Annotated in this window: 8 protein-coding genes; 5 read left to right on the forward strand and 3 right to left on the reverse strand. The window is 50.5% G+C overall.

What is annotated here, in order from left to right:
- On the reverse strand, positions 1-1,334 hold a 1,334-nt coding region (locus R6U67_RS01155), incomplete at its 3' end, for a penicillin-binding transpeptidase domain-containing protein (protein WP_410250837.1).
- 249 nt (positions 1,335-1,583) lie between these two features.
- Between R6U67_RS01155 and R6U67_RS01160 the strand changes: the two genes are divergently transcribed.
- The 5 genes from R6U67_RS01160 (at position 1,584) to R6U67_RS01180 (ending at position 7,791) form a co-directional block, all read left to right on the forward strand.
- Positions 1,584-2,708 (forward strand): ABC transporter ATP-binding protein, encoded by a 1,125-nt coding sequence (locus tag R6U67_RS01160; RefSeq protein WP_410250838.1) that lies wholly within the window; start codon positions 1,584-1,586, stop codon positions 2,706-2,708.
- 158 nt (positions 2,709-2,866) lie between these two features.
- Positions 2,867-3,949 carry a PotD/PotF family extracellular solute-binding protein gene (locus R6U67_RS01165; protein ID WP_410250839.1) on the forward strand — a complete coding sequence of 361 codons (1,083 nt, stop codon included), beginning with the start codon at positions 2,867-2,869 and terminating at the stop codon, positions 3,947-3,949.
- 35 nt (positions 3,950-3,984) lie between these two features.
- Entirely contained in the window at positions 3,985-4,890 is a 906-nt protein-coding gene (locus R6U67_RS01170) for an ABC transporter permease (protein WP_410250840.1), read from the forward strand.
- Between the two features lie 16 nt (positions 4,891-4,906).
- Positions 4,907-5,776 carry an ABC transporter permease gene (locus R6U67_RS01175; protein ID WP_410250841.1) on the forward strand — a complete coding sequence of 290 codons (870 nt, stop codon included), beginning with the start codon at positions 4,907-4,909 and terminating at the stop codon, positions 5,774-5,776.
- A gap of 383 nt (positions 5,777-6,159) precedes the next feature.
- Positions 6,160-7,791, forward strand: a complete 1,632-nt coding sequence (locus R6U67_RS01180; RefSeq protein ID WP_410250842.1) for a mechanosensitive ion channel family protein — start codon at positions 6,160-6,162, stop codon at positions 7,789-7,791.
- Between the two features lie 18 nt (positions 7,792-7,809).
- Here R6U67_RS01180 and R6U67_RS01185 read toward each other — a convergent pair whose 3' ends face one another.
- Both R6U67_RS01185 and R6U67_RS01190 read right to left on the reverse strand, forming a co-directional pair.
- The gene (locus tag R6U67_RS01185; RefSeq protein WP_410250843.1) at positions 7,810-10,452 is read right to left on the reverse strand and encodes a DNA translocase FtsK; all 2,643 of its coding nucleotides are present in this window, start codon (positions 10,450-10,452) and stop codon (positions 7,810-7,812) included.
- Between the two features lie 34 nt (positions 10,453-10,486).
- On the reverse strand, positions 10,487-12,478 hold the full coding sequence (locus R6U67_RS01190; protein WP_410250844.1) for a P-loop NTPase fold protein: 1,992 nt from the start codon (positions 12,476-12,478) through the stop codon (positions 10,487-10,489).
- Between the last annotated feature and the right edge of the window lie 192 nt (positions 12,479-12,670).

Below are 12,670 nucleotides of genomic sequence, written 5' to 3' on the forward strand. Positions count from 1 at the left end.
TACCACCCTTCCCCCAACACACGCTCCTTCCAAGCCGCATCAGGAACCAATCCCGCCGCCTCTTCCGACGCCAGTTCAATGCCCGTTTTACGACCAAAACCATAACGGCGAGTCCAATCAATCAAGACCTCAGCCCCGATTCGTTGAGCCACCTGATAAAAAAACGTGTCACTACTCCAGGCCATCGCTCCCGTAAAGCCCAACGGTCCAAAGCCACTGCGGTTCCAGTCCCAAAAGCGAATCCCCCCAGCCGTCACATAGGGATACGTCGGTAGCACCGCATAGGGCGAATACTCCCCAGATTCGATCGCCGCCGTCGTTGTGACAATCTTAAACGTACTCGCCGGGGCAAACCCCTGCAAGGCGCGATTCACAAAAGGATAGAGGGCCGCTTGTAACTGTTGCCAATCCGCTTGAGTAATCCGTCCCGAGAAAATATTGGGGTCGAACGCGGGACGGCTGACCATCGCTCGCACCGCCCCATCTCGGGGGTCAATCGCCACAATAGCCCCCTGAACGTCCCCTAGGGCTTTTTCCGCCGCCCGTTGCAGATCCAAATCGAGGGTCGTTTGCACATCACGCCCCCCTTCCGCCTGTTTTTCCCCCAATACCCGCAACACCTGGCCGCGACTGTCGACCTCAACCTGTCGTCCCCCCCATTCTCCTCGGAGTTCCTCTTCAAACGCCGCCTCCATGCCCATTTGTCCAACAATATCCCCCAGACGATACTTATTCTCGGGTTGATCTTCGAGACGGGATAAATCCTCATCGCTGATTTCACCCGTATAGCCAAGCACATGAGCCCCCAGAGAACCATGAGGGTAATGTCGCACCGCCTCAACATTGACCTCAATTCCCGGAAGTTGCGGACCATATTCCGTCAGTGCAATCACCTGAGCCGCACTGAGACGGCGTGCAACCCGAATGGGGAGTGCCGTGTTATAGCCCGTTTCCTCCAGACGTTCGAGGATCTGTTCCGGGGGAATATTGATAATCTCACAAAGGCGTTCAATCACCTCCGGCCAATCCTCAGGGGCGAGTGCCAGCGGCCAAAGATAGACCGTATGGGAGAGGCTAGAGGTGGCCAAAATCTGACCATTGCGGTCAAAGATATTCCCGCGCACTGGCTGAGTCGGAATCAGACGAATACGGTTATCTTCAGCCAGTTTGCGATTGCGGGTTCCTTGAATCAGTTGTAGATAGGCCAAACGAGCGCCAATTCCCCCGAGCATAACCACGGTAATGCCGACCATGATCAAAACCGATTGCACAAGACCGCCGATATTGCGTTGATTGGTGCGACTGCCGTAACCGTTAGAAGGAATCGAGGTCATAATAGTCTAGTGGGTGCGAACAAACGTGGGCTAGGGCTGGCAAGACGATCAAGTCGCTTCGACTTGCCATTATAGTATTGGCGGCCTCACCGTTGGCAGGTTGAGTTGGAGGGTTTAACTCGGAGATCGCAGAAGCGATCGCCTTGTCGCTAAACTAGACTAGAGCCAGGTTCGGTCAACTCCCCGCCGTGGGATGTTGCCCCATCCTGCCCCGGAATTTGGGACAACGACTATCCAGGAGCCGTCATCATGCTGCAAGCTGCCAGCCAAAACAGCGATCTGAGCGGGCGTGAATCAGAGTTCGACGTCGAACTACATCGTGTATTCAAAGTCTTTAACGGCGAAACCGCTGTGCGCGGTGTTGAGGTTCAAATTCGCCGAGGTGAGTTTTTTAGTATTCTCGGACCATCGGGGTGTGGTAAAACCACCACCTTACGACTGATTGCTGGCTTTGAAACCCCCTCAGCCGGAGAAATTCTCATTCGCGGTCGCTCCATGACCCAAGTTCCCCCCAATGAACGACCCGTTAATACCGTCTTTCAGAATTATGCCCTCTTCGACCACATGAGTGTCTGGGAGAATATCGCCTTTGGCTTGAAACTCAAACGGATTAGCCGCAGTGAAATTCAGCAGCGTGTCGAGGAGATGTTGCAGTTGGTGAAGATGGAAGCCTTCGCCAACCGCTACCCCAAACAGTTATCCGGTGGACAACGGCAACGAATTGCTCTGGCCCGGGCCATTGCCAATCATCCGGCGGTGCTACTGCTCGATGAACCTCTCGGGGCCTTAGATCTTAAACTCCGTAAAGAAATGCAGATGGAGTTATCCAATCTGCACCGTAATTTAGGCTTAACCTTTGTCACCGTCACCCATGACCAAGAAGAGGCCTTATCGATGTCCGATCGCATCGCCGTGATGAAAGATGGCAAAATTGAGCAAATCGGCTCCCCCACGGAGATTTATCAACGGCCACGGACGCCATTTGTGGCCGACTTTATCGGGGAAACCAATCTCTTTGAGGGAACCGTCGAACATCAGGATGCTGAAACGGTGGTGGTTCGTAGCCATTCTGGCTTAAAACTGGTGGTGGGGCGATCGCCCGAGGAAGAACGCCTCAGTCATCACGCGGTCGTCAGTATTCGGCCCGAAAATATCGAACTCCATGCAACTCCCCCAGAATCAGCCCTAAACCTCCATCGGGGTCACCTTCAGACGGCGATGTATCTTGGCACTCATACCCACTGTGTCATTGGCCTCGACTCAGGAGATCTCGTGACCCTGCGCCAAGCCAGCCGCCCCGAAGACCTACCTAGCCCCAATTCTCCGGTTTACTTATCCTGGTTGCCCCATCAAGGCATTGTTTTGGCGGCCTAGGGGTATCCTAGGGGTCAGGATCGGTCCAGAACAGGGTACGATAGCCAACGAATGGCTCTGGGGAGCCGCGTTTGTCTTACTGGTTTGTCAATGTCCTATCTCGCTGACCTGAACACCTGCGATCTGTGATTCATCCCCCCTCACCGCCCAAGCGGCCTATGAGCCGCCGCCAGTTTCTGACTCTCTCAACGGCTGCCCTATCTGGGTTGGCCCTGTCCGGTTGCGGCTGGACCTTGGCCAATGTGCGATCGACCGTACAAACCGCAGACGATATCCTCTATATCTATACTTGGGCCGGCTACACCGATCGCGAGCTAATTGAAGCCTTTTACCAAGAAACCCAAATTCGGGTTATCGCCGATGTTTTCTCCTCCAATGAAGAAATGTTGGCCAAACTCCAAGCCGGGGCTGGGGGCGCGTATAGCATTATCTATCCGTCAGATTACATGGTGCGGCGGATGACCGATGAACAACTGCTGCTCGAACTCGATCACGATCGCATCGCCGGCCTCGATACCCTCTTTCCCAGTTTTGAAAGTCCCAGTTACGACCCGAATAATCGCCATAGCATTCCCATGAGTTGGGGGACAACGGGCCTGGTTTTCAATACCACAGTTCTTAACCCCTTTCCGGAGGATTGGACCTATCTTTGGGAGAATCAGCAACGTCTAACTCGTCGCGCCACGCTGCTGAATGACCCTCGGGAGGTCTTTGGGGCCACGCTGCGGATGTTGGGCTATTCCTACAACAGCACCAATCCCCAAGAAATTCGCGCCGCCTATAACAAGCTGGTGGAACTGCGACCCACCATCGCTGCTTTTGATTCGGATGCTTGGCGACCGCAAATTCTCAGCGGTGATTTGAAGATTGCCATGTGCTTCTCCTCGGATGCTAATGAGGTGATTCAAGAAGACCCGGATCTCGACTATGTTCTCCCGAGTAGCGGCTCCTCGATTTGGACCGATGCTCTGGTGATTCCTCGCACAGCGCCCAATGTGGATGCCGCCTATGCTTGGATTAACTTTATGCAGCGTCCTGAGGTGGCCGCGCGGATTGGGGAACGCCTGAGTTTTGCGACCCCCAATAAGGCGGCGTTTGCCCAGTTACCTGAGTCGGTGCAAACCAATACGAGCCTCTATCCCCCGGATTCGGCTTTGGAAAAATCCGAAAGTTTACAGCCGATTCCCCCGGATGTTGGGGAACTTTATAATCGCTATTGGACGCGATTGACGAGCGGTTAACGCCTTGTCCTTGCCCTTTTAGTTTTAAAAATGCCGTGTCTGTTTCTCCTCCTCCCTCTGAGACCTCCTCGTCCCCAAACTCTGAGTTATCCTGGGGAACTCGCTGGCTGGGCGTGACGGGACTGTTAGCGCCGGCTGGGTTGTGGCTGCTGTTGTTGCTGGTGTTGCCCACGTTGGTGATTTTCCAGTTGAGTTTGGTTCCCAATATCCGACCCGGCGATGTGGTGATTCCCTCGGGAATTGAGAACTATTTGCGAGCGTTGGAGCCGGGCAATTTGGGGGTGGTGCTGCGATCGCTCCAGTTGGCGATCGGCACCACGGTACTCTGTCTACTCTTAGGCTTCCCGGTGGCCTATTGGATTGCCCTGTCAGCTCCCCAACGCTGGCGCAATTTGTTGCTGCTTGGGTTTGTTTTGCCGCTATGGACCTCGTCGTTGTTGCGGACTTATGCCTGGATTGCCATTCTACGACCCACCGGAGTGCTGAATTCGCTTTTGGGGATTGTCGGTATCCCGGCTTTGGATATTCTCAATCGGCCGCCGGCGGTGTTGGTGGGCATGAGTTATAGTTTTTTGCCCTATATGGTCTTAATTCTCTATTCATCCTTAGAAAAACTCGATCGCCAACTCCTAGAAGCCTCGGCCGATTTGGGGGCCACCCCGCTACAAACCTTCTGGAAAATTACGGTTCCTCAGTCTTTACCGGGAATTGCCGCCGGGTCGTTATTGGTGTTTATTACCAGTTTGGGGGATTTTATTGATCCTGAACTCCTCGGAGGAGCCTCGAGTATGACGATGGCTCGTTTGATTTATAACCAATTCTTGGGGCAAACACCGAACTGGGGATTTGGCTCAGCCCTAAGTATGGTGTTAATTTTTGCCGTGAGTGTGGCGATCGCCCTATTGCTAAAATATGGTGACTCCTCTGCGACTCAACGCTAATGGAGATGTAATCTCAATGACTGAAACGGCTCCTACTCCTCAACCGGATCTCGACCACCCCGACTCTCCTGATTTCCCCCTCGATATGGCACATTCTTCGTTTAAACTACGTTTGTCTTGGCAATCGGTGTTTGTGGGGCTGATGTTTGTGTTTATGTATCTCCCCATTTTGGTGTTAGTGGTCTATAGCTTTAATGAGTCGGCCTATAGTGCCTCATGGGAGGGATTTACCTGGCAGTGGTATGAGTATTTACGGTCGGACTCGCGGATTTTTGCGGCCTTGCGCAATAGTTTAACGGTGGCCATTTCGGCGGTGGCCATTTCGGCGGTCTTGGGAACGCTGATGGCGGTGGGACTAGCTCGTTATCGCTTCCCCGGCCGTCAACTGTATTTAGGGATTTCCTATTTACCGCTGATTATCCCCGATATCGCCATTGCGGTGGCGACGTTGGTGTTTTTGGCCGCTGTCGGCTTTTCCCTGAGTTTATGGACGATTGTGGCGGCGCATATTGTCTTCTGTTTAGCCTATATTGCCATTGTCGTCTCGACTCGCTTGGCTGACTTGGACCGCAATTTGGAGGAAGCGGCGTTGGATTTGGGGGCCACTCCCGTGCAAGCGTTTTTTCAGGTCTTGTTACCGCAACTGATGCCGGGAATTGTCTCGGGCTGTTTGCTGGCCTTCGTTTTGAGTATGGATGATTTTCTGATTGCCAGTTTTACCGCCGGGGCCGGGGCGACGACGTTACCGATGGAAATTTTTAGTCGTATCCGCACTGGGGTTAAGCCGGATGTGAATGCGCTCAGTGCGATTTTGATTGGTTTTTCGGGGATTTTGGCGTTTGTGGCGGAGTTTGTTCGCTATCGTAGTGAAGCCAAACGAGGATGAGTCCTGGGGCGATCGCCCACGAATCCGGAAACATGTCAATCTTGGGCGAAAAAAAAGCTAGGCAACCTAATCATCGATTAGGTTATCCTAGCAGCGTACAGTTGAGAACCATTGGTTAACTCAGACGAACGATAAGCCGCTGAGTTCCGTCAGAAGAGTCGCCTTCACACCACTTAAACTAAGACCCATTCTAATCGATTCACCTAAAAAGACAAGTCATATTTGTGACAGTTAAAACGGTGACTACCATAAAGTTAAAATTGGGTCAAAGTCTGTCAAGTCGGAGATAGAAGCTGATTCAGTGGCGATCTCTCCAGAATCGCTCAATTTTGCTCAGGATTCGTTCATCTTTGAAGCTTACAGAAGGGAAACCTAAAAACGTGATGAAACTGTCTCGGCCAGCCCTGGTTAACGTCATCTTAGCTCTGGCCACGATACTACTGATTTGGGGAGGCGGGGCTATGGCGCAAACCGATGAATCCCCCCGTCCCCTCTCCGATATCGGCAATGACTTCAGCGATACACCTCCCGAGGTGGTCGTTCCCGAAACCCTCTCGCCCCGGCCAACCTTTGACCCGGAAACCGAAAGTGCCAGAGTCATTGTCGATGGCATTTACCTGTTTGAGATGGCCGATACGGCTCAGTTTCCGGCCGAAGAACGGGCCGCCTTGATGAATGACAAACTACAACAGGCGGCTGAATCGCCGGGACTTGAGCGCATTGAGGTGGTCATGCGGAATGATTTACCCACGTTGCTGATTGATGGGGCGCATCTGATTACGGTCACTAAAAGCGATGCTAGCCTCGGGGCGGGGGTCAATCCTAGGGAACAGGCGGAACGGTGGGCCGAGCAAATCCGTCAGGTGTTACGTCAGGCTAACCAAGAACGCAGCGATACGTTTTTGCGGCGGGCTATCCTGCAAGTGATTCTGGTGGTGAGTCTGGCTTGTGTCTTGCATTGGGGGATTCATCGCCTCTCGCTCTATTTCTGTGGTGTTCACTCCGATAGCCGTATCTTAGAAGCCTGGCGAGGCCTCGTTGTCTGGCTCGGTCGGATTATCTTGTGGAGCGTCACGATTTTTTATGTCAGTGACTTGTTTCCCACCACCCGTCAATGGAGTTATCGACTGCGACAGATTATTACGAATAGTATTACCGCGCCTATTTTGCCCCTAGATGCTAATACCTATTCGTTGGTTGATATCTTAGTTTTAATTGCCTTTTTGTTGGCGTTGGTGGTGGGTGCAAACCGGCTCAGTCAACTGTTGCGAGTGCGGGTGTTGGCGGTATCGCGGTTGAATCGTTCGGCTCAGGATGCGATCGCCACGGCCATTAAATACACACTGATGGTTATGGGAACCGTCGTTATTTTCAATCTCTGGGGATTGGATATTAGTTCCCTAACGATTCTCGCCGGTGCGTTGAGTGTGGGGATTGGCTTCGGCTTACAAGATATTGCGAAAAATCTCGGTAGCGGGTTAGTCTTGCTGTTTGAACGTCCGATTCAGGTGGGGGATTTTGTCGAGGTGGGAGACTCGATGGGAACCGTTGAACGGATTGGTAGCCGCAGCACCCTCATTCGGACCCTCGATCGCGTCTCGATTATTGTTCCGAACTCTCGTTTCCTAGAGTCTGAGGTGATTAACTGGAGTCATGATAACCCAGTCTCTCGCTTGCGGCTACCGGTTGGCGTGGCCTATGGTTCTAATTTAGAAGATGTCAAGGAAGCCTTATTAGAAGCGGCTCAAGATCATCCCCAGGTGTTACGGATTCCGCCGCCTCGTATTCTCTTTAAAGGCTTTGGCGACAGTTCCCTGGATTTTCAGTTGTTAGTGTGGTGTGGCGATCCCAGTCAGCAGCAGATTCTCAGCAGTGATCTTTATTTTGGCATTTATGAGCAGTTGCAACGGCGGGCGATCGAAATCCCCTTCCCACAACGGGATTTACATCTGCGTTCTGGCAGCTTTTTAACGCAGCGAGACACCCAAAATGGCACGATCAATCATGAATCTTAAGTTAATTTTTTAGGGTGTTTACGGTTTAGAAAACTCAATTTTAGGCGCAAAAAGACTTTGCAACCGTTGTAACTTTGACCCACCATAATAGAGAAGATCCCCTTTCCCCAACAAATTTTGAGCCTGGCCCTGTTTGCCCCCTAAAATAATACTCGAATCGGCTTCACTAGCGGTTTTGAGGGCAATGCGTCCCGGAAGATTCGAGCGAATCAGAGGGGTGACAACTTTGGCTTCAGGCCGTTGCGTGGCGATAATGAGGTGGATTCCAGCGGCTCGCGCCATGGCTCCGAGCCGTTTAATGGAGAGTTCTAAAACTTTAGCGACCTCTTTTTCGGCCATAAAATCAGCGTATTCATCAAAGAGGCAAATAATCGGCGGTTTGATGGGTTTATTACGTTCTAAACAGTGTTGATTGTAGGTGGGGAGATCGTTACAGCGGCTGGCTTCAAAGGCTCGGTAACGAGATTCCATTTCCAGGACGAGATCTTCCATCAGAGCGATCGCGCGATCGCTGTCTTTGACAATCGGCGACAATAGCCAGGGAATGTTCTCAAATTCCGGGAACGTCACCCGTTTCGGATCGACTAGGGCCAATTTGAGATGGTCCGGCGATCGCCGTTGCGTTAAACTCAACAACAAAGCTCGTAAAAACTCACTCTTACCACTTCCCGTCGTTCCCCCCACCAAGAAATGACAGGTATTAGGGTCCGAGAGATCGGCTTCGACGAGTTGATTTTCCAAGTTAACGCCAATGGCCACCCGCACTGGGGCCGTCACCGACAACGATTGCGGTGTAAGATACTGCTCAAATAGAGCAATCTGAGCCGGATTACGGGGAAGATCGACACTGACAAATCCCGCCTGAGGAGAAATCATCGGCGGAACGGAAATTCCCAGTTGGACCTGTAAATCATCCGACAGCCGCAACAGCGACGACACCTTAACCCCCAACTTAGGTTTCAGGCGAACCCGAATAAACGACGGACCAATGGCGGCCCCTTCATAGGTCACTTCCACCCCAAAGGCGTTGAACACGTCCGTCAGTTGCTGACCGAGTTTTTTCCCTTCTTCTAGATCGGATTTGACGATGGTTGGCGGGGTTGGTGTAGGATTGGGCGTAACGCTAACTGGGGGGTCTGGAGTTGGCTTTGGCGCAATAGACGGCGATATAACGGGGCTGGCCTGCTCTCCGGCTAAAAAGAACGTTTGACAGGTGTTTTGTTGCGGACAGAGGGGACAGAGCCGCTCTTCATAGGTTTTTGGTGGGGGGTTGGGGTGGTCGGGTTGCCAACTGAGCCAATCCTGCATCTGTTGCAGATGGGGAAGTAAGGCCATGTCACGCATCGATCGCAACTCGTCCCAGTCATAGAAATAGACTTGAAACTCGGGAAAGACGCAATAGACCGCCGCATCGACCGGTTCCTGGCGTTGGTGGTGAACCAGATCGGCGTAGAGGGCCACTTGCATCAGTTGTGCGGAGGGATCAGCCGGTTGATAGGTTTTGTACTCGACAACACATAGGCGCCGGCGATCGCCGTCATAGACTAAGTTATCGAACTGTCCCGAGACCGTCTGCTCCTCACCATTGGCCAGTTGATAAGACCGTTTCCGCAGTAACTCACTACCAATAAAGGTTTTGGCAATAATGTCGTTAGGCTCAAAATTCTGGCGATTGCGTTTGAGTAATTCGGCGTAGTGATAAATTAAGCGTTGCAAGCCTTGCCAAATCTGTTCCAACCGTTGAGCAGAATCAGGATTTTTGCTAATCATCTGCATGAGATAAGGATAGAAACAACGGTCGTAAAACAGTTGCTGCATATCCTGGGACAGTTGCTCAACCTCAAGCTGTTCACTGGGAGGGGTCAGCCGTTGACTGAAGCGAGAGTCCGCCGCCGCCAATTTCACAAATTCCTGTGCTAAGCGGTGAAAGTCGTTTCCCACACCCGAAATTTGGGTCTCTTGGGGAATAAAAACAGTACGACACTTCGAGTGATGACCCAAATAGAACAGACGGGGACATTCTTTCGCCACACGAACATCAGTGGCCGTAAAATTTGGGGCCGTAAAATTCGGGTTAGAACTCACAAATGACCGCTCCTCTAGGCTCTCAGGCGGTGTATCAGACTGGCCAAGATGAGTCAACAGATGGCGATGAACCTGGGCCAGATACACCACATCAAGTTTAGCGTAGTGCAGTTGTCGTGGCTTTAGGGGTCGTTGGCCCCAATTGCTACCTTGGGAGTCGCGGTCAATCTCGGAAAACTGGCACAGTTCGGCGGCTAGGGTTTTGAGTTGCAGATTGGGGACTCCCAGCCGTTGTTTTCCTAGCTTTCGCGCTAGTTTAAGGGTGCAGGTAATGTTTTGCGCGTTGGACTTTCCCAAAAATTTCACATCATAGACGGCGTTGTGAAAGATTTTCTCAATCTGGGGATTGACCATAATCCGCTCGATAAAGAGGCGGATGGAATCGGGGTGTTGGAGGACATCGAGGATATAGACTGAGTCACCACGGCGATCGCTCCCATCGTCACTCACTTGAATCAGCGATAATTTCGGGGATTTTGTCCACCAGTCTGCGGTTTCGGTGTCAATCCAGAGTTGGGAGGCGCGAGAGAGACGAGTAATGGCGGTCTCGATGTCATCAGGTTGGTGAAGGTACACGAGTTTGGCTCTCGAAGGATGTGCAAGGGGTAGGTTAAGAGGCTTGGCGTTGGTCTTCGGGAACTCGGAACACTGACTGATCTTTGATATTCTTCTTGTCGCCAATCATGCGGATGTAGTTCTCGCGTTCTAACGCTTTTAGCTCTTTGACTACATCTTTCAGGTCAATCCCATCAAATTCCGCCAAGGTCGAGTTAATTAAGACCTCGGCTCCCAATAATCCTTGACTTTTAATCTGCTTCATCAAAAACTCACGAACTTTCACATCTTTCTTATCCAGTGAAGGGTCAGGTTTCGTTGATGTCCCTGAAGGATCGGCTGAGCCGTCAAGAATACCTAAGTTTTTCAAAAGCTGACATTGTTCCAACACGCCGCTTTGCTTCACCAATTCCTTGAGCCGACCAGGATTCGGTGAATCATAGCCGACCACTAATTCCCCCGAGGTCGCAGCATTGAGTAGCCGATGATAGGTCACTAGATAGTGAATTGAGTCAAGATGGGGACAGATGTGACGGTGGGGGTTGCTGGTAAATAGCTTCTCGAATAGCTTATAGCCTTTATTCTTCTTGCTGCCAAAGGGTTCGTGACGAATGAAGATGAGGCGATCGCAGTCTCCGGCTTTCACCACTTTCTCACAAGCCGACATACTATAAAAGAAACTTCTCATATTCGGGTCTTCATTCCACAAAACCCCGATTTTCTCAGAGGTTTGGGGATGGGTAAAGCTCAAAGAATAATTTAAATACTTTGACCCTTCCAGATATTTATAAGCTACATTAGGAACTCCCAGCATTTCTAAAATATCCGCCAAGTACTGAGCCAATTCACTAGAGGATTGCTGACGGATTCGTTCAACTTTTGCCTGGGTTTTCTTAAATTCTTTGTCCCAAACGAGCGCAAAGCTATCGTCGGTTTTTATCTCCCCATGTCCTTTGAGTTGCTGAACCAGTTTGTGGCCCAGTTGAATAACCGCGCGAGGAACCGTTCGTCCGCCTAACGCCTGTTTCTTTAACTGATCTCGCGTCAAGGGATAAATGTCAGAATTCGGTTTGGGGTTGGCTTGTTCATGCAAAGGACGGAGACGCTTTTGCCAAATTTCTTCCGCTTGATCTATGGTGATTTTATCAAGTTGAACCGTTCGATCAATTCGGTCGCGGTCAGCCAGAAGTTGTTTAGAGACCTTATTTTCCCAAGTGCTTTGAATTAGGCTGAGAATAACAACAAAATTCTTAAGTTTCTCGTTGTGAATTGTTGTGTTAACCCCCAACAAGGCTGGTAGGCCATCTTCCTTAAGACAGGCTTGATCGACTTGATCAAAACACAAAACAATGGGATACTGAGCTTGAGCGGAAACCCGTCCTAGGTTCATGAGGATATTTTTGGCATCTTCCTCGCTCGATAATGATTTACGGACTCCCAGTCGGTTTAAATCACTGGTATCTAAATCTTCTCCTCGCAACCAATCGCAGGCAATAATATAGTCTTCTGGCTGTGTTGCATGATACAAAGCACTAAAGAAATTTTTAGATTGATAAATTCCCGTCGGATAGCTACTCTTGAAATTTTGGACAAAGATGGTTTTTTCCCCTAATATCCTTTTGATGAGGCTTTTGTCCTGAAATGCTGACAAACTATTGAGCCACAGCAGAAATTGCGATTGGCTTTCATTTTCGGGAGTTTGCATCAGACTATCGACAGTTTGACGCAAAATGTGCCGCCAAATATAGTCATTGTTTGACCAGCTACCGATGTAAGCAAATAAGGCTTTTTGATTAACTTGTTTCTTCAGACGACCGAGAAAATAGCTTTTTCCCGAAGCTAAATCTCCTTTTAACAAGATGGTTCGGGTGATCTGGTTGAGTTGCACCTCTTCGATAACCTGGATAATCTTCCTTAGTTGTTCTTGGTGAATGGACTCGACGGTCAAATTTGCAGATTGTTGTTCCAGCCAAAAGTTACCACTTCGAGCGGTGGTTAAGTCAAAGGGATTATAGTTTTGTTTGAGCAGCGTTATGATGTCAGCCATGACAGAAAATCGATAGTTTAGCTTGATTTCGAGTTGAAAGGAGTTGGTAATTTGGATTTACAGACCACTGTTTAATTGACTTTAATTGACAATAATAAAAAATAGAGGACTACTAAATTCTTGCGGGATTCCTGCGGCAAATTGTTCGTCTGTGTAATCCATTCCCTCTTGGAGGGAACTCAGTTGAATTTT

The organism is Sodalinema sp. (assembly GCF_046483825.1).
In the GTDB taxonomy this organism is placed as follows: domain Bacteria; phylum Cyanobacteriota; class Cyanobacteriia; order Cyanobacteriales; family Geitlerinemataceae; genus Sodalinema.

What these genes read in the sequence shown, in the direction of transcription:
- R6U67_RS01165 (WP_410250839.1), top strand. Translation starts at nt 2,867, where the DNA reads ATGAGCCGCCGCCAGTTTCTGACTCTCTCAACGGCTGCCCTATCTGGG.
- R6U67_RS01160 (WP_410250838.1), top strand. Translation starts at nt 1,584, where the DNA reads ATGCTGCAAGCTGCCAGCCAAAACAGCGATCTGAGCGGGCGTGAATCA.
- R6U67_RS01180 (WP_410250842.1), top strand. Translation starts at nt 6,160, where the DNA reads ATGAAACTGTCTCGGCCAGCCCTGGTTAACGTCATCTTAGCTCTGGCC.
- R6U67_RS01190 (WP_410250844.1), bottom strand. Translation starts at nt 12,478, where the DNA reads ATGGCTGACATCATAACGCTGCTCAAACAAAACTATAATCCCTTTGAC.
- R6U67_RS01175 (WP_410250841.1), top strand. Translation starts at nt 4,907, where the DNA reads ATGACTGAAACGGCTCCTACTCCTCAACCGGATCTCGACCACCCCGAC.